Consider the following 19,411-nt stretch of genomic DNA (forward strand, 5'->3'; position numbering starts at 1 on the left):
AAACTCATTTGAAATGAGTATGGTCTTTCCCAATTATTGCAAATACGTAACGATCAGTATCAAAATCGTTAACGCCCAAATGGAATACCAAATCATCGTGAAGATATTGCCGCACCTGTAAAAACAAAAACCTAACAAACTGAAAAACAAGGATACAGGATATACCTGTCATAATTCTAGGGCGAAACATACGTTTATATTTGGTTATTATTGTTTTATAAAAATGCGCAAATCCTTGTATCTCGTCCAATCAGAGCGTCTCAATTTTATATCAAAGCGTATCAGTAAAACTCTTTTTTATCTTTTAATTGCCTATTTTTAGTTCAACGTAATCAGTTTTGAAAAGAATAACCACCATACTCCTTTTGTATATCTTGCTGGCAGTTATCAACCTGCAGGCACAATCGATCTATTTTAAAAACTATCAGACCCACGATGGCCTTTCCAATAGTACGGTCAAATGTATTACACAAGATATTCAGGGTTTTCTGTGGCTAGGAACGAGGAATGGCCTTAATCGTTTTGACGGTAATCAATTTAAAATATTTCGACACAATGCTTCAGATTCGACAAGTATCGGAAGTTCATCTATTTTAAGCCTCCTCACAGATAGCAAAGGTGTCCTATGGGTGGGTACCACACGGGGTGCCTATCGTTACGATCCTATAAAAGAAGATTTCAAACCATTCAAGCTCATACCCATCGGTGAAGTAAATGCCATACACGAATACGCAGGCTTTATATGGTTGCTTTCCAATGGAAAACTGTACCGTTACAATTCTTATACAGGAGAAATATTCCCATTTGATCTCAACAAAAATACCCTAGTAGCGATCACCAGCAGTAAGAAAGGTGGGTTGTGGGTAACAGATAATAACAGTACAATACTACGGTATCAGGTTAATACGGGTAAATTTTTCCCTGTTGATCTTAAAAAAATCGATCGACAAACACTAGCGAATACCAAAACCGTGTATGCGATCAACGATTCATTGCTAATGGTCGGGACAATCAATTCGGCTTATTTGTTTGATTTCAAAAATGGCACATTAAAAAATCTATTTGCAAGTCATTACCCCAACAAAGTCATTCAGGCAAACTGTATTATTCAACAAACAGAGTCGACATACTGGATTGGAACTGAAACCGGAATATACACCTATGATATTCACACAGGCCAGAGCCAACACATCAAAAAAGACCTGCTCAATCCATTTGCCATTTCTGACAATGCTGTCCTGAATTTCTATCGGGACCGTGAAGACAATATCTGGTTTGGAACATTTTTCGGTGGCTTTAACCAATACAGCAACCAATTCGACAATTTCAAGAAGTATTTGTCCGGATTTGGAAAATCAGCCCTATCAGGCAATATTGTACACGATATCAAAAAAGATCGCTATGGAAATTTCTGGATCGGAACAGAAGATGGCGGATTGAACAAAATAGATGCCCAAACACAACAAATCCAGCATTTCCTTGCCAACGGGAAAAAAGGCAGTATTGCGCATAACAATGTCCATGGCTTGGCAACAATCGGCGACGATCTTTGGGTGGGCTCCACCACACATGGACTGGACATTCTCGACGTAAAGACCGGAAAATTAAAAAAGCACTATGACCGCATCGGTCAAGGTCCCTTACAAAGTAGCTTCGCCGTATGCATTTATAAGTCCAAAGACAATACGATGTTTGTTGGCACAGACCGCGCTTTATACGCCTACAACAAAAATAAGGACAGTTTTGATCTCCTTCCTATTCAAGCATGGATACAAGGCATTTATGAAGATGAATATGGTATACTCTGGATCAATACCTATGGCAGTGGGATCTTCCAGTATAACCGCAGCTCGGGAGAAATACAGCATTTGCTGTCCGAACAAGGTAAACAAAATACACTCGTCAATAATTACGTCAACGGCCTATTTGAAGACAGCAAAAAGAATTTATGGTTTTGCACCGAAAGCGGCCTTTCGAAATACCGCCGTGATGGACGTTTCACCAACTACCTCACCGAATCCGGTTTACCTTCTAATCAAGTATTCAAGGTCTTGGAAGACGACAACAACAGCATCTGGATATCGACCGGCGGTGGACTGGTCCGGCTGGACGAGGGTGTCCCTCGAAGGGTCATCTATACCTCCAGAGATGGGCTTCCCGCAGATCAGTTTAATTATAATTCGGCTTTTAAAGATAGCGACGGAACTTTATATTTCGGGACTATCAAAGGAATGGTAAGCTTCAACCCCACAAAATCCATTAAGAACAGTTTTATTCCACCCATATTCATCAGCGGCATTCAGATCAACAATGTCAGTGTGCCGGTTCGTGAAAATGGCATACTCAAAGAATCCATCTCCCTATCAAAAGAGATACACTTAACCTACGACAATTCCAATATCAGCTTCCATATAGCAGCCTTGAGCTTTGTTTCCCCAAAGAGCAATCCCTATCGTTATATCATGGAAGGTTATGATAAAGGCTGGACCGATATTACGGGAAATCAAAAAATATATTACAATAAACTTCCACCAGGTACGTATACGTTTAAGTTCAGGGGTGCAAATAACAACAGCGTCTGGAATCCGACAGAAAAAAAACTGCTCATCATTGTTTCGCCACCCTGGTGGCAATCAAGCTGGGCGTACTTACTTTATTTTGTGAGCCTTGGTACGATTATACTGCTCGTATTACGGTATTATTTTCTACTTATAAAGGCCAATAATGCTCAAAAGATGGATAGCTATGAACGAAAAAAAGAACAGGAAATTTATAATCTCAAACTGGAGTTCTTTACCAATCTGGCCCACGAAATTCGTACGCCACTCACCCTGATCAAAATGCCCCTTGAGAAAATAATAAACCAACAAAAATTTACCGATAGCGACACAGCCAAGGATCTCGCATTAATTGAAAAGAATACAGCGCGTTTAATTCGCCTGACCAACCAACTACTGGATTTTAGAAAAGCAGAAACCAACAATATGAGCCTTATTTTTACTAAAACGGACATCAACACACTCCTATCCGAAGTATTCCACGACCTAAATTATCTTGCAAAAGATAAACAGTTGCATTATGAGCTTAGCCTGCCACGTATCAGTCTCGCTGCTTATGTGGATGAGGAAGCTCTCCGAAAAATCTTTACTAATCTTATTCACAACGCCATCAAATATGCAGATGAAGAAGTCTATGTCAGGCTCCTCCCTTTTAATAGCGATGATATTATGTTCAATATCGAATTTAAGAATGATGGTGAGCTTATTCCTTATGAAAAAAGAGAAAAAATATTTGAACCATTTTATCGATTGAACGAATCCGATAAAGATACGGGGACAGGTATTGGCCTTCCCCTATCCCGCTCCTTGGTCGAATTGCACCAAGGAACCTTGTCACTTGTCTATCTGGAAGAAAACCGCAATATATTCCTGCTGTCTGTACCGATTTTTCAAGAACAATCACTGGACATCAAATCTTTTCAGGAAGATAATGACGATCATGTATTAAATGATAAACCAGACGATCAGGAGGAAGAAAAACCGGTGATTCTACTCGTCGAAGACAATAAAGAAATTCTTGCCTACCTCAATAAAGAATTAAAAACCAGCTATATAATCCTACGAGCCGGCAATGGTGCCGAAGCGCTCGAAATATTAGACCAAGAAAATGTACAACTGGTACTGACAGACATCATGATGCCTATTATGGATGGCCTGGCTTTATGCAGACGTATCAAAACAGATATTCTCTATAGTCATATTCCTGTGATCTTTCTGACCGCAAAAAATGCATTGGATTCCAAAATTCAGGGATTAAAAAATGGTGCCGATGCTTATATCGAAAAACCTTTTTCGCTTGAATTCCTCATGGTACAAATACGCAATATTCTCAAGAACCGAAAAATTATCAAGAATTACTTCACTAACGCACCCAGCTCCAACTTAATAGATATCAACGTTTCGGGTCCTGACAAAGATTTCATCAGTCAGCTCAATACGGTTATTTATGAGAATATTTCAGCGATAGACCTTAATGTGGATGAACTGGCCAAACTGATGCATATGAGTCGTCCGACCCTTTACCGTAAAATCAAAGGACTCTCCGACCTAACACCCAATGAATTGATCAATATTTCACGATTAAAAAAAGCGGCAGAACTGCTTACCCAGAAAGAATACAACATTACCCAAGTATCAACGATGGTAGGTTACACCGTGCAATCCAATTTTTCCAGGGACTTCCATAAGCATTATGGTATGTCGCCGAGCAACTATATTCTTGAAAACAGTAAATAATGCACACTTGTTCAGCAAATGATGGTGCATTTTTCAGCAAATGATACTCACAAGTTTTAGTAAATCGAACGAAATTATCCCGCTGTGTAAAAGCGAGCCGTGCTAACTAAAGCAAATTAGTATACTTAAGGAGATGATGAAAATCCAATTGCAGGAGCTTGGCCAAGTGAGCAGAAAATCGTAGACGTAAGCTCTATTTACTACGTCTACGATAATGATCTTAGCGTTTACTCTTGGGAACAAAGAATGCAGCCAGCAGCATAAATACTCCGGCCAACAACAAGCCATAAATGGATTGGCTATGAAAAAAATATTTGATGATCATTCCTCCAAAAAATCCACATACAATCTGTGGTAAGGTAATGAAGAAATTGAAAAGCCCCATATAAACCCCCATTTTCCCTGCAGGCAGGTGATCGCTCAAAATGGCATAAGGCATCGCTAAAATACTTCCCCAAGCGATACCAATACCGATCATGGGAAGAATCAGCAGATTAGCATCTTTAATCAGAAACAATGAAATCAACGAAAGTCCTCCAATGGAAAGCCCAAGCGCATGCGTTTTTCCACGCCCGAGCTGTTTGGCTATCCGCGGAATAAACAAAGCATATAGAGCCGATACCCCATTGTAAATACCAAAAAGCACGCCCACCCAATTGGCCGCCTCCATATAAAGATCCTGCCGATTTCCTTCCCGCAGGTAAAAAACCGAATCTGCAATCGCAGGAGTTGTATATACCCACATCATAAAAAGGGCAAACCAGGAAAAGAATTGAACCCAACCGAGTTTGCGCATGATCAATGGCATCTTACCAATATCGCTGACAATAGCGCGCAAACCAAATTTTGGCGCTGTCTCCTGTTCAACCACCATGGTATCAGAAAATGACTGTAATTCCTGCGGCGTATATTCCTTCGTTTTAAACACCGACCACAACACCGTTAGAAGTAGTACAAAACCACCAAAGTAAAAAGAATATATCACATTGTTTGGCACCTGACCAACTTCGGAAGTTCCCTGTACATGAAAATATTTTGTCAGTATAAAGGGAAGTAAGGATCCCAATACGGCTCCAATACCGATCAGAAAGGTTTGTACGGAGAATCCAAGACTACGTTGGTTACTCGGTAGATTATCGCCAATTAAGGCTCTAAAGGGCTCCATTGTCACATTGATAGAAGCATCCATAAACATTAATAGTCCTGCTCCTATCCAAAGTGGTGCTAGCAATGTGGTAAATACCGCTGCATTCGGCATCAAAAACAGGGTTATGGTGGTCAACAGTGCACCCACCAAAATATAAGGCCGACGACGCCCCAATTTATTCCAGGTTCGATCGCTATAATGCCCGATAATTGGCTGCACAATCATCCCCGTAATCGGAGCCGCAAGCCAAAACAGCGACAGGTGTTCTACATCAGCACCAAATGTCTGTAGAATACGGGAAGCATTGCCGTTTTGTAAGGCAAACCCCATTTGTATGCCCAAAAACCCAAAACTCATATTGATGACCTGGCTAATACTTAATTCAGGTTTATTTCCCATAATAGGCTATCAAAATTTAAGACAAAATACAATTTAATTATCACTTAATCCCTATTTTCAGCAGCATAAGATCGGTTCTTACGCTGCTGAAAACAGGGGCTTACCGAACCTGAAACACCTGCTTTTTGCTTTGTGCAGCCAGAACGAAAGCTTCTGCCTCCGTCTGGATATGGGCCGCAGTGTCACTGTCATTTTCGATCGTAAATCCATCCGACCGTACCGCAATCAACAAGGTCGCACCGCGAAATAAGATACGGAATTTATACCCTTCCCACTCTTTTGGTAACATCGGATTTAAATACAGTTTTCCTCCCTTAATCCGCATTCCTGCAAAGCCCTCTACGATTGTCATCCAGGTACCCGCCATGGAAGTGATATGTAAACCGTCTTCGGTATCGTTATTATAATCATCCAGATCCAAACGCGAGGTCCGCAGATAGAATTCATAGGCTTTTTCTGGTTTATTCAATTTAGCTGCCAATATCGCATGGACGCAAGGAGAAAGCGAGCTTTCATGCACCGTAAACGGTTCATAAAATTCATAATGCCGCCTTAAGGCCTCAAGATCAAACTGGTCTTCAAGAAAGTAAAAGCCCTGCAGCACATCGGCCTGCTTGATGTAACAGGAACGTAGAATCCTGTCCCAGCTCCAACGCTGGTTGATCGGTCGTTGAGCCGGATCAAGTTCGGCCACAGGAATTAACTCTTTGTCGAGGAAACCATCCTGTTGGAGAAATACCCCGCGCTGCGCATCAAAAGGATAATACATGTTATCGATAATATGCTGCCATTTTTCCTGTTCCTCCGTTCCTATGGCTAGCTTCGTTTTCAATGCCTCAGCATTGTCGGAGCTCAGCTGCGCCAGCTTGTTTAAACAGTCCAGTGTATATTCCAGGCACCAGGAAGCAATCCGATTGGTATACCAGTTGTTGTTCACGTTGTTTTCATACTCGTTTGGTCCCGTCACCCCCAACATGACATATTGCTGGCGCTCAGCGCTCCAATTAACGCGCTGTGCCCAGAATCGGCTTATTGCAACCAAGACTTCCAAGCCGTGCGACCAGATGTAATCCTGATCACCGGTGTAACGGACATAGTTATAGATCGCAAATGCAATGGCTCCATTGCGATGAATTTCCTCAAACGTAATTTCCCATTCATTATGGCATTCCTCACCATTAATCGTCACCATGGGATAAAGTGCAGCTCCATTGGTAAAGCCAAGTTTAGCGGCATTTTCAATGGCTTTATCCAATTGCTGATGACGATAAATCAACAAGTTACGCGCAATATTTGGAGATTGTGTTGCGAGGTAAAAAGGAATACAATAAGCTTCAGTATCCCAATAGGTGACACCGCCATATTTTTCTCCGGTAAAACCTTTCGGACCAATATTGAGTCGCTCATCTTCGCCGGTATAGGTTTGGTTGAGCTGAAATATATTATAGCGTATAGCCTGCTGCGCAGCAACATCACCACTGATTTCAATGTCACTTTCTGCCCAGATCGCTTGCCAAGCTGCTGCTTGTTTCTCCTTTAGTTGCTCATAGTTCAGTGCATCTAGCTTATGTAAATTGACCGAAGCAGCCACTTCTAGCTCTGCCGACACATGGTTCTGTGATGTAACAATGGAAACTCGCTTTTCAACATAACAAATTTGAGATTCGGTTAGCTCGGTCTTATAAATTTCTGCTATACAGCCTCGACTTGTCACCGTATCTTGCACTTCGACAACGGCTGTAGGTCCTGTCACGGTAGTTGTAAGCAGGGCGTACACCTCAAAGCCAGTTTTCTTGGTACGCGCCGCCACAAAGGTATTTTCACCATCTCTTCCCTGCGCTGTGCTTTCCCAAAATTGCTCGTCGTAGTTACTGTCTCGATTGACAACTTCAGCATTTAAATGCGAGCGGACCTCCAAAGCAATCGGACCGGAAAGTGCCTGTATGTTGTACTGTAATGAAGCTGTTTCCGAAGCAAACAGATGATACATCCGGCTTGCTTCAACCTTCAACTGTGCCCCATCGGGCATTTCCACAATAAAACTGCGGTATAAAACCCCATTTTGCATATCCAGGCGACGTTCAAAAGATTTGACCGCAACTTTGTTTAGGTCGAGAACCTGCCCATTCACTAGAATATGTAGGCCTATCCAATCGATGGAATTGATGACCTTTGCAAAATATTCGGGATACCCATTTTTCCACCAGCCCACGCGTGTTTTGTCAGGATAATAAATACCCGCTAGGTACGATCCCTGTAACGACTTCCCGCTGAATTCTTCTTCAAAATTAGCCCTCTGCCCCATCCGACCATTACCAATAGCGAAGATACTTTCCGAAAATTCATTATGTTCGGGACGAAAGGTGTCTTCGATAATTTGCCAAGGGTTATGTTTGATATATGTTTTCATCTTTATATTTTTTTCAATGCGCGACGGATACTCTGCCTCAATCATTCTGGTCTTCTTTGCCAATATGATCTACGCCTTGCTTCCATCACTTGAATTGCTCCTAAAATTTAAAATTTATCGACTAAGGCTCCTAAATCGGCTACCACTAAATCTGCTCCGTTAAGATGTTCAGCCCGCCCAATCCCTATCACCTGCATGCCGGCTGCCCTTGCCGCATCTATTCCGGCTTGGGCATCTTCCAGCACGAGACAGCATGCAGGTTCAATTCCCAAAGCCTCAGCTCCCTTCAGGAAAACTGCTGGATTAGGTTTAGACAGTTGAACCACATTTCCATCAATCAATGCGTCGAAATAGCTGATAATCCCCGTTTTTTCAAGGATACCCATCGCGTTCTTGCTGGCTGACCCCAATGCAATCTTAATCCCTTTTTTCCGGAGTTTTTCTAATAGATCTAAACTACCTGAAAGCAAGTGGTCAGGGCTGAGTTGTTCAATCAGCTCCAAGTACCATTTGTTTTTAAGTGACAGCAAATCCGCTTTTTCAGCATCGGATATTTTCGCCCCCGCCCATTTTAAAATAAGCTCGAGGGATTCAATGCGACTGACCCCTTTCAGCTGTTCGTTATCAACAAGAGAAAACGAATAACCCAAGCCTTCTGCCAATCTATGCCAGGCTTGAAAATGGTAGACCGCCGTATCCACTAACACACCGTCCAAATCAAATATTACGGCTTTTACAGTTTTATAATTAATCATCGAAAAATGAATTCTATAGAATTTTAAATTGTGTTAAAACTTAAGCTCAAACACTTTAGTCTCGTAAGCGTCCAACTTCAAGCTATGGTCAACTGGATTGGTCTCTTGCTTTTGAATAATATCGAAATAGGACTTCACCTGGTTATTTCGTTCCCTAAAGCGATCGAGTTTAAGTTCCTTCGCGACATCATTGCAATTCATCACGACCATAACAGTTTGCTTTTCGTTGTAACGGAAATAAACATATACGCCATCTTCGGGCACATATTGCATCGTTTTACCGGTTTGCAGAACGGTATGTTGTTTTCGGTAATTGGCTAAGGTCTGCACATAGTTCCACATATCCTGCTCGGCTTTCGTTCTTCCGTCAGCTGTAAATTTATTCGATTTGTCACCTATAAAACCACCCTGAAAGTCTTCCCTTAGCAAGCCGTCGGGATTAGAGAAATTCTTCATCAGAATTTCAGCTCCATAGTACAACTGTGGGATACCCCTTGTTGTCATAAGCCAAGCCATTGCCGATTTATATTTCTGCACGTTTTCGCCTACAACGGAGAAAAAACGATCCTTATCGTGGTTATCCAAAAAAAGCACATTTTGCTCTGGATGTGGATATAGAAAATCTGAGGCCAGGGTCGAATATAATTTATTGGCTCCGGCAGTCCATTCTGTCTTTTGGTTGAGCGCATCACCTATGGCATAATTAAGCTGAAAATCGGTTACGCCCATCAACTTGGAATCCACGTCCTGACCAACTCGTTTTCCGCCCAGAAAATAAGCCTGATTGGCAACCCCGTGTACCCATGTCTCCCCAAAAAATGTAAACTTTGGATACTCCTGCAGAATGCGATCGGTCCATTTAGCCATAAAATCCAGATCATTGTACGGATAGGTATCTATTCGGAATCCGTCTATTGCTGCGGTCTCTATCCACCAGATATGGCTTTGGGTCAGGTAATTTTGAACGTATGGATTCTGTTCGTTCATATCGGGCATGGTGGGAACAAACCAACCTTTGACCATTTTCTTTTTGTCATCTGCCGAGGCATAAGGATCAAAAACAGCCTGATCTTTATAGGATGTCTGCGTATAGGAAGGCCATTCATTGAGCCAGTCTGCCATCGGTTTGTCTTTCACCGTCCAATGATAACTTCCAATATGGTTGGGCACCACATCAAAAATCAATTTCATCTGACGCCGGTGGAGCTGTTCGCCTAATTGCACATAAGTGTCATTGCTACCAAAGCGAGGGTCTATATGATATGTTTCGGTATTGGCATAACCATGGTACGAGGCCTGTGGCATGTCATTGGTCAACACGGGAGTCAGCCACAAGGATGTAACACCAAGATCTTGCAGGTAATCCAGTTTCCCGATAATACCTTCCAAATCACCGCCATGGCGCAGATACATTGAATCCCGGTTCAAGCTCATATCCAACATACCTTTCACTTGATCATTTGCCTTATTTCCATTGGCAAAACGATCAGGCATAATCAGATAGATCAAATCGGCACTGTTTACTCCTTGCGCTTTTACTTTTTGATCTCTTTGCTTCAACTCATAACGATAAGTCAGTTTTTTCTTTCCTTGACGAAAGGTAAAAGTTGACCATCCCGGTTGGGCCGAAGCAGCCACCTTGACATCCAAAAACAGGTAATTGGGATTTTCCACCCGATTGATTTTTACCAATTCTATTCCTTTATCCTCCACTTGCACCTCACTTTTCCCGATCTGGGGTCCATAGACAACGAGCTGCAAGGTTGGATTTTCCATTCCTACCCACCAGTTTAAAGGTTCTACACGTTGAATGGATTGCCCCAATAAGGGGCTCCATCCAAGCACTGTTAGCGCCACGATTACTGTGGTAATATTTTTATTTATTTTAAACATCATTTGCTATTTCTTTGTCAGCGTATAGGTATTTGCATTGAAATCCACGACAATAGCGTAGGTACCGGCACTGGCGACCGCGATATTGGCACCGCCAGCCGCTAAAGTTCCATTTGCCCCGCCAAAATTGGTTCCCCAATCGTGATTTTTACGGAATTTGATCTCTCCTGCCGTCAAGCTCACTGTGAGCTTCCATACCTGGTTGGCATTGTCAAACTTCATATCTGTATCGGCATCCCAACCTTTCGGTGTCGCGCTGCCAATAATGCCCCAGTTGTGATCTTTAAATGAAATGGTATTGGCAGTTGTGTTGACCTCGATTTCCAGATTACCTGCACGCGGCGCTTTTATATTTCCACCGCCATTAAATGCGATTTTACCATCTGCAGTTTGTCCATAAGAATTCGCCCAATTGCGTTCAGTTGTAATCTTAAATTCTGAATTCACTTCCGGAAATAAGATAATGCCTGTATAGATACCGTTACTTTTTGGGGAAACTAACGACTCAGCTGTGGCTGGATCCCATCCCTGATAAGCGCCTGGAACATACAGATAGCTGGTTGAAGCAAAGGGAACTGCTTTCAGGCTTGCCAAAGCTGAAAACACGACCGTAATTTTAGCATTGATACTTGACTTCAGCCGTACATCAAAGTCAGAAGCCGTTCCTGTCGGAACACCAAGAGAAAGTAAGTAGCTATTCAATTCATAACCCGTAAAACCAACTGTTGTCCGACCACTCGGAATAACAACTTCTTTTACTGTTTTAAAATTGTCTCCTTTGAGCCCAAACTGGAGTACGTTGGTTACTGCCGCCTGAAAACCAAAGTCAGGCTGAATCATAGTTAAGTGCAGTACGGTGTCCTTTGCATTATCTTTAGACAGGGTTACATTATTTTTATCAAGGCTTAAAGTCGCTGGCTTTATACCTTCATCACTAGCCAATATGGCCCGCGTTTCGTCTTTTTTACAACTTTGGAACAGCGCTATAAACAGCAGCATGATTCCGATATAGTGTCTAGTTTTCATCTGTTTTATTTTGTTTTCAATAGCTGATGAACGCTCAGGGCAAATATTTACCGTCCTGTGCGCCGATCAATATGCATTGCTCGGTTTCATCTGTCAACAATTTTCTTAGTACAGGTATGGCCACATCGATCAGAAGAAGCTTACCGCATCCAAACTCAATCAGGAGTTGTAGATTCGTCTTTCATTGGAATAAATTCTCCTTTTCCGATGCTGATTAATTATAGCCGGGATTCTGTACAAGATTGGAGTTCGCGATTATATCTGAAGCCGGAAGCGGGAACAGTGTTCTATAGGCTGGCACAGCTTGACCGGCTAGCACACCTCCTTTAAAAGGCCAGAGGTAATTATCGCCCGTAAATTTGCCGTAACGAATTAAATCTGAACGTCTAAACCCTTCCCAATACAGCTCTTTCACACGCTCGTTGAGTACATCGTCCAGCGAGAGGTTTGCCAAATTCCCACTGTTGTTGCCATAGGCACGCACACGCAACTTGTTGACGTAATCCAATGCTTTAGCCACGTTACCACCGGAGCCACCTCGTAAAGTTGCTTCGGCGTAAATCAGGTTCATCTCTGCCAATCGAATTAATGGAAAGTCCACCGATGCTACAAAACCTTCAGCTGCTGGAGGAGCAGTTTTTCCGTCTTTGTTCACATTCCGGAATTTAGTGACTGCCAACCCCTGCTTATAGACAGCGATATCTTCTATTTTTACGCTTGTATTTAAGTGAAACATTGCCCTTTTGTCCGTTGCTCCGGAGTAGTCACCGAAAATGGTTGCGATATTGTCACGCGTCCGATTTCCCGCCCAACCGCCGCCAGGCACACCAAAAGAAGTGGGATTCATGGTCGCGTCGATAGCTGCATTGATCAGATAAGTCGTTCCCCCCTTGCTCTGTGTTTTGGTTCCATCGTAAGGCAGATAAAAAATAAATTCGGGGTTGTTCACATCATTATCTGCATAGAAGAGCTCCCGGTAATTTGTCCCCAAGCTATAGCCCGAGTTCAATACCTTTTCTGAATACGTGATGGCTTCGGTATATTTCTTATTACCGGCCCCCAGGTAGACTTCAGCGTTGAGGTATAAACGAGCCAATAGCCCCCATGTCGCTACTTGGTCCACACGACCATAAACATTCTGTTTGGCACCTTTGAGCTGACCAGCAACCTCCAGCAGTTCTTTCTCCACATACGCGAAAAGCTCAGGTCGTTTGATCTGTGGCGGTGATACTTTGCCTACTGAAGTTTCTTCGGTTACAAAAGGTGGATTTCCGAATAGATCAAGTAGAACCCAATAGTTGTAAGCACGTAAGAATCTTGCTTCGGCACGATAATAAGCGATCTCTTTTTTGTCGGCATCTGAAATACCGCGTTCGGCCAATTTAGCATCCGTGCTCTCTCTTAAAAATTCATTGACAAGGGTAGCACTGTAGACACAACGCGTGTAAAGACCGCGGAGCATGGGATTACTATCGTCAAAATTGAGGTAATCCAAACCACTAATTCCCGGGTCATTAAGCCAGGCGCAAGCAGCTTCATCGGTAGTAAGTTCTTGCGCATTCCAAAAAAGACGTAAAAAATCCGATGTTCCGGCATCTAAACCACCTAAGTCTGTATTATTCGGCCCCGATGTGCTCGTTAAAGTCAATGATCCATACAACCTTGCAAATGATGAGGTATAACCTTTAAAATCTTTATAAGCAATATCTGCGGTGACATCATTAGTCGGCTTTAAATCCAAATCCTTGTGGCAGCTGCTCAATGCGATGGCGAGCAGGCAAGCGCCTATATATTTATTTAATTTTTTCATTGTTATATCATTTAAAAACTCACATTTACACCCAATACATAAGTTCTTGGTCTTGGATAGAAACGGTCGTCTATACCATTGGATATTTCTGGATCAACTCCTTTGTACTTGGTGATGGTAAATACATTTTGTACAGTGGCAGAAATAGACATCGAAGCTTTGCTGTTCCGAATAAATTTTCCGAGGTTATAACTCAGATTAACATTATCCATTTTCAAGAATGACGCATTTTTGATGTAATAATCACTTCGTAACTGCTTGAGTAGAAAATTGGTATTCAAAAAATCCACCGGGGCATTGTTGATCACCAAAACCGCCTGATCGTTGATGTTCGCGCCACTGCCTAGGTTGGATGAAACATTGTCGTACACATAATTATCCAAACTTGCGCGCAATACGGTGCTTGCCGACCATTTTTTGTAACTGTATGCCGCCGTAAAACCCAAAAGGTATTTCGGTAAAGGTGATTTGTATAGGTAACGGTCGTTATCGCTGATCACGCCGTCGCCATTGCGGTCAACATAGACCCCTTCTACAGGATGCCCCTGTTCATCATATACCTGCTGGAACACATTGAAACTATTGGGCATGAAATTCACCTTATGTGCCTGGATATTCCCCCCTGTTCCACCACGAATACTACCGGTCTCCACGATAAAGTTTGGATCATCGCTCTGCGTCAGGTTGGTCACTTTGCTTCTATTATAAGTCATATTGAAACCAAGATCCAACGACGAATTTTCTGTTTTTACCGGAACGTAATGCAGGTTAAACTCCAGACCCTGATTCTCCATATTACCAACATTCGTCAACAAAAAGTTGCTAAAGTTTGATCCTACAGGAACTGGAATGGTACTGAGCAGGTCCTTGGTCTTTTTCGAATAGTAGTCTATGCTACCATAGAATAGATTGTTAGCGAAACCAAAATCAACTCCAGCATTATAGGTCGTTGTACTCTCCCAGCGGATATCTTGATCGTAGGCGACCGGCGAATTCAGGTAATAATACTCATTACCAAATCGATACATGGATTCATTACCACTGATGGTGTAATTAGGCAAATAAGAATAGTTGGCAATACCGTCTTGCTGACCGGTCTTTCCATAACTTAAACGAAGTTTCAACTCCGAAACCGCAGCTATTTCTTTTAAAAAGCCTTCATTTTTCGCGCGCCAGGTAAAACCGACAGAAGGGAAATATCCCCAGCGGTTATCCGGGCTAAAACGGGAAGAACCATCTGTCCGCAAGGTTCCAGAAAGGACATAACGGTTGTCGTAGGTATAGATCAAACGTCCGTAATAGGAAATCAACAGGTTTTCGGGTTTATCAAAAGGTCGCGTTGGTTCATTTAAGATCTTATCACCTTCGGCATTTGTACGGTTAAAATTATATACTTTACTACTATTTTTATAGTAACCATAGCCTAGTGTCGCGTCTATCGTACTTTTGATTGTAGGTAATTCTTTATCATACTTTAGATAAAACTCGAGTGTTTTATTGTTGATATCGGTTTTATATTGCGTTCTTTCACCACCTTCATTGAAATTACGTGCAGCAATAGCCGGCGTAAATGTATTCCCTTTTGAACGCGCCAGATCGTAGCCGACGTTTAAGTTGGCGTGTAACTCGGGAAGGAAATGGAAACTATAATCCACTTTTGCATTTCCAATGCTTCTGAAAACATCGCCATTATCTTTGCGCAGATCCAATAAGGCCAAAGGATTTCGAGGTGCATTTGGATTGGGTTTCCCGCCCTGAACCCACTCAAAATATCCGCCAAAACTATCCTTATCATCGACATAAACAGGTTGGCTGGGATCGAACTGAATCGCTGACCCGATCGCATCTTGCGTAGCAAATTTCGATTTCGACCAGGTACCACGTACATTCACATCCAGCGAAAGGTGATTGTCCAGAAATTTCGGTGTCAAGGCCAATGCCGCGGTGGTCCGTTTTAAGTTATCATTTTTCAGCACACCGTCCTGATTCATATAACCAGCAGAAATACGGTAAGGCATATTGCCAGCTCTGGAAGCAATGTTAACATTATTGTCCGTAGTAAAGGCATTGCCATAAATCACATCCTGCCAATCGGTATTTGCTGTTCCCAACAATTTTTTCATGGCATCACTGCCATTGGCATTGACATAATCGCGGATTTGATCCGCGTTAAGCAGTTTTACTTTATTGGCCACAGTCGCCAAGGAGTTCTGTGTAGAGAAGTTAATCTGTGTTCCTGAGCGGCTGCCTTTTTTGGTGGTGATTAAGATGACACCATTCGATGCACGCGATCCATAAATTGCCGTTGCATTGGCATCTTTCAAGATGGTAAATGTCTCGATATCATTTGGGTTAATCAAACTTAATGGATTCGCTACGCCGGATACCGAGCCACCAGCCAAAGGAATCCCATCCACGACGATCAATGGATCGTTACTGGCATTCAGTGAAGCGCCGGAACGGATCCGGATTGTACTTCCTGCGCCTGGCTGCCCCCCACTTGTTGTAATCTGTACGCCCGGAACTTTCCCCATAATGAGTTGCTCGGGAGAGGAGATCTGTCCTTTTTGAAAATCCTTAGAACTCACCGTGCTGATTGACCCCGTCAGGTCACTTTTCTTTTGTGTACCATAACCAATCACAACAACCTCATCCAGCGCGCTCGTATTGGATTTAAGGTAGAGGTTTAACGGATTCTGCCCATCACTGATTTGGATTAAGGTGTCCAGGCTCGCGTATCCGACCATGCTGACTCGCAGGCGTAATTTCCCCGTTTGTAGTCTATCCAAGCTAAAATCCCCATTCGCATTGGTAGACAGTGATTTTTGAATATCCTCGAAGCGCAGTGTAGCACCGACCAAGGAACTCCCCTTCTGGTCCATTACTCGCCCCTTTAGCGTTGCCTGTTGGGCAAATGCCGAAGCACTTACGCCGAGTAGCATGCTCAGAGCCCAAAATGGACGTGATAGCTGTTTGTTCATAAAATAACTGTTTATTTATTTAGTTTTGTTTTGCTTATCAATTGGTATTGTCCAGGCAAAAGGCTCAATTTTGACTGACTGAGCCAGTTGAGCTCTTTTCCCGTAAAATTGTCCACCCACTGTCCCTGCAGTGCTTGTGGCAATGTAAATTCCACACTTTCTACTCCAAAATTGCCAAGTACCCCTACTTGTTGTCCATCCTTTTCCAGCACGAAATATTTAACGGCATCTTTCATAGCCGATGTAACAATCGTCCCGTTTTGGAAAATGCTATTTTTGGTTTTGAAACGGGTGAGTTTCGCATAGGTCTCAAAAAGTTTTTTGCGATCATCTTGCTGCAGATAACTCCATAATAATGGTTTTTCACCTGTCCGTCCATTTTCATCGATAGACACATCATAGCCATATTCACCAAACTGCCAGATCATCTTAGGTCCAGGCGAAGCCAATAAAAATACCGCCGCTTGTTCCAAGCGTTTTAATGCTGTACCGAGATTCTTGATATTATAGTTACCGGATGAATTTCCATAATTGAGGCATTTGAACAAGAGTCTCTGTTCGTCGTGACTTTCCATATAGGACACAAAAGAAGGTTGCACCATCCCATGATTTGAGGCAAACAAACGACCGAGATCCGAGCCATTATTGGCATTCCATCCCATCGCCGCTTCGTTGAAGACATGATTCATATTATTCCAGAGCAACATACCCGATTGCGCCAGCTCCATTTCTTCCTGATCACCGCCAAGATGCTCGAGAATGATATAACAAGAAGGATCTATACTCCGAATATGCTGCTGGTATTGCTTTAAGATCGCCACACGGGAAGCATCATAGGCATTCCAAGCGCTTAAATCACTTTCTGAAGTGCCTGAATTTTTCTGGGTAAAACCTTTAGACAAGTCAAAGCGGAAGCCATCGATCTTGTATTCTTGCATCCAATAGGTCAAGACATCTTTAACGAAAGTCTGCGTATAACTACTTTCGTGGTTAAAGTCGAATCCAACATTAAACGGATGCTTGGCAACCGTATTGAACCAAGGACTATTGCCAGCGACGTTGCCCTGCTCCATATAAAGCTGTACAAGCGGCGACTGACCAAATGCGTGATTAAAAACAACGTCCAAAATCACGGCAATACCATTTTCGTGACAGGCATCGACATAGGCTTTCAGGTCATTTTTCAAGCCGTAATATTTATCCAATGCCCGGTGGAATGAAGGATTGTATCCCCAAGTCGAATTCCCTTCCGATTCCTGTACAGGCATTAGCTCAACAGCATTTACACCCAGCCTTTTTAAATAAGACAAAGAATCCTTGAGTGTAGTATATTGATGCTGTCTGACAAAATCGCGAACCAACAGTTCATAGATCACCAAATCACCTTGAGCAGGTCTATTAAAAGCAGTTGTTTTCCAGGTATAAGCCTTTGTGGAAAGATCCAATACGCCGACAATACCATGCGCAGCTGCGGGATAAGCGGGTACAGCCGCTGCTGTAAGCCCAAGTGCAGCATCATTCTGCGGATCAAGAATCAGCTCAGCATAGGGATCAGCGATAGCCAATTGGCCATCCACCAAAAACTGATAAGTCTGTTTTTTGGAGAAATCCAGATTCGATACCGTTACCCACCAGGTTTTGCCATCTGGAGTCTGGCTCATCGCATAGGCTGGTAATGCTTTATAGTTGTTAAACCCACCTAACAGATATACACTTTTTTTCAGTGGTGCTGTGAGCGCAAAACTGACCTCCCCTTTTTCCCTGTTTATGGTTGTTCCGTTTGGATTGATACCTATCGGGAGGGCAGCAATGGTAGGTTTTGATTCTACAAATAGCTCCACTTTACTGGAATATACCTTGCCATCAGCTTCCAAGCGGGCTTCGAGCTCATGCAGGCCGTTGCTTTGTAGACTAACAGATTTTTCTAAAGACAGTGCAGCAGAAGATTCAGCCAGCAATATACAATTGTCCCAGACACTGATTTTTCCGGACTGCGTTGCCTGTAATTTTAGCTTCAGGTTATCGCCAACGGTGTACATCTGCTCAGTGGTCATTGGATCTGTGGGTTGCAGCGTAGGCGACACAAAACGAATTGCTTGCATGTTACTCGCCACGAAAGGCAGAAATAAATCTGAATTATTTTTATTTCGTTGGACGAGCGATCCATCACCATTACGCACTAAAAGTGCCAACTGACCAAATTCCAAAGCATTTGACAGATTAAAGAATGTGGAAGGCGTAAATGTAAATGTATATAAACCAGCAGAAACAAATTTAAGTTTATAAGCGTTGTCATTCTTTGACCAGTCTGTCGCTACATGCTGCCAGCTCCCCCCATGGACAGGAATCAACCCCGCGTGTAGATACAGGTCGGCGGTGCTACCTTTTAACGCTGCATTTCCTTTCGAAAGATCAAATTGCAAGGTGATTTCCTTATCCCAAAAGATAAATGGAGCAGAAAGATTCACCAAACCAGTCCCCTGCTGTTCAATAACAGGTGGTTGCTCGATATCCACGATATCTTTCTTATTTGCACATGATGATAATAGGACAATCACCCAGAGATACCCTATTAAACGAGAGATATGCTTCCCCATCGATAATTAGCTTTACTTGGAATTTGATATTGGGAACGTTCCCGAAATCAAGGTAAAAAGAAATCGCCTGTTGCGATTTGCTGGATTTCCCTATCCAA

Annotated in this window: 9 protein-coding genes; 1 reads left to right on the top strand and 8 read right to left on the bottom strand. The window is 42.7% G+C overall.

The features are described 5' to 3' along the window. The first annotated feature begins 338 nt into the window (after positions 1-338). Positions 339-4,295, top strand: coding sequence for a hybrid sensor histidine kinase/response regulator transcription factor (locus B3600_RS10710; protein WP_286752921.1), 3,957 nt, complete (start codon positions 339-341; stop codon positions 4,293-4,295). 220 nt (positions 4,296-4,515) lie between these two features. Here the strand turns inward: B3600_RS10710 and B3600_RS10715 are convergent, their stop codons facing one another. The 8 genes from B3600_RS10715 to B3600_RS10750 all read right to left on the bottom strand — a co-directional run bounded on the left by B3600_RS10715 (position 4,516) and on the right by B3600_RS10750 (position 19,313). Further along, entirely contained in the window at positions 4,516-5,841 is a 1,326-nt protein-coding gene (locus B3600_RS10715; RefSeq protein WP_286752923.1) for an MFS transporter, read from the bottom strand. Positions 5,842-5,941: 100 nt separating this feature from the next. Continuing rightward, positions 5,942-8,251, bottom strand: coding sequence for a family 65 glycosyl hydrolase domain-containing protein (locus B3600_RS10720; RefSeq protein ID WP_286752924.1), 2,310 nt, complete (start codon positions 8,249-8,251; stop codon positions 5,942-5,944). A 107-nt stretch (positions 8,252-8,358) separates the two neighbouring features. Beyond that, a complete protein-coding gene (gene pgmB, locus B3600_RS10725; protein ID WP_112374270.1) occupies positions 8,359-9,006 on the bottom strand; it encodes a beta-phosphoglucomutase in 648 nt (215 codons plus the stop codon). Positions 9,007-9,039: 33 nt separating this feature from the next. Next, complete coding sequence (locus B3600_RS10730) at positions 9,040-10,902, bottom strand: glycoside hydrolase family 13 protein (RefSeq protein WP_286752925.1); 1,863 nt, start codon at positions 10,900-10,902, stop codon at positions 9,040-9,042. A 3-nt stretch (positions 10,903-10,905) separates the two neighbouring features. Further along, positions 10,906-11,925, bottom strand: a complete 1,020-nt coding sequence (locus B3600_RS10735) for a SusE domain-containing protein (protein ID WP_286752926.1) — start codon at positions 11,923-11,925, stop codon at positions 10,906-10,908. 214 nt (positions 11,926-12,139) lie between these two features. Then, positions 12,140-13,735 carry a RagB/SusD family nutrient uptake outer membrane protein gene (locus tag B3600_RS10740; RefSeq protein WP_286752927.1) on the bottom strand — a complete coding sequence of 532 codons (1,596 nt, stop codon included), beginning with the start codon at positions 13,733-13,735 and terminating at the stop codon, positions 12,140-12,142. Positions 13,736-13,746: 11 nt separating this feature from the next. Then, complete coding sequence (locus tag B3600_RS10745; RefSeq protein WP_286752928.1) at positions 13,747-16,716, bottom strand: SusC/RagA family TonB-linked outer membrane protein; 2,970 nt, start codon at positions 16,714-16,716, stop codon at positions 13,747-13,749. 11 nt (positions 16,717-16,727) lie between these two features. Then, on the bottom strand, positions 16,728-19,313 hold the full coding sequence (locus tag B3600_RS10750; RefSeq protein WP_286752929.1) for an alpha-amylase family glycosyl hydrolase: 2,586 nt from the start codon (positions 19,311-19,313) through the stop codon (positions 16,728-16,730). Between the last annotated feature and the right edge of the window lie 98 nt (positions 19,314-19,411).

The organism is Sphingobacterium sp. UBA2480, assembly GCF_002341965.1.
In the GTDB taxonomy this organism is placed as follows: domain Bacteria; phylum Bacteroidota; class Bacteroidia; order Sphingobacteriales; family Sphingobacteriaceae; genus Sphingobacterium; species Sphingobacterium multivorum.

Bases quoted from the DNA above. Each gene is read 5' to 3' on its own strand.
- B3600_RS10745 (WP_286752928.1), bottom strand. From the start codon at position 16,716: ATGAACAAACAGCTATCACGTCCATTTTGGGCTCTGAGCATGCTACTC.
- pgmB (WP_112374270.1), bottom strand. From the start codon at position 9,006: ATGATTAATTATAAAACTGTAAAAGCCGTAATATTTGATTTGGACGGT.
- B3600_RS10720 (WP_286752924.1), bottom strand. From the start codon at position 8,251: ATGAAAACATATATCAAACATAACCCTTGGCAAATTATCGAAGACACC.
- B3600_RS10730 (WP_286752925.1), bottom strand. From the start codon at position 10,902: ATGATGTTTAAAATAAATAAAAATATTACCACAGTAATCGTGGCGCTA.
- B3600_RS10750 (WP_286752929.1), bottom strand. From the start codon at position 19,313: ATGGGGAAGCATATCTCTCGTTTAATAGGGTATCTCTGGGTGATTGTC.
- B3600_RS10715 (WP_286752923.1), bottom strand. From the start codon at position 5,841: ATGGGAAATAAACCTGAATTAAGTATTAGCCAGGTCATCAATATGAGT.
- B3600_RS10735 (WP_286752926.1), bottom strand. From the start codon at position 11,925: ATGAAAACTAGACACTATATCGGAATCATGCTGCTGTTTATAGCGCTG.
- B3600_RS10740 (WP_286752927.1), bottom strand. From the start codon at position 13,735: ATGAAAAAATTAAATAAATATATAGGCGCTTGCCTGCTCGCCATCGCA.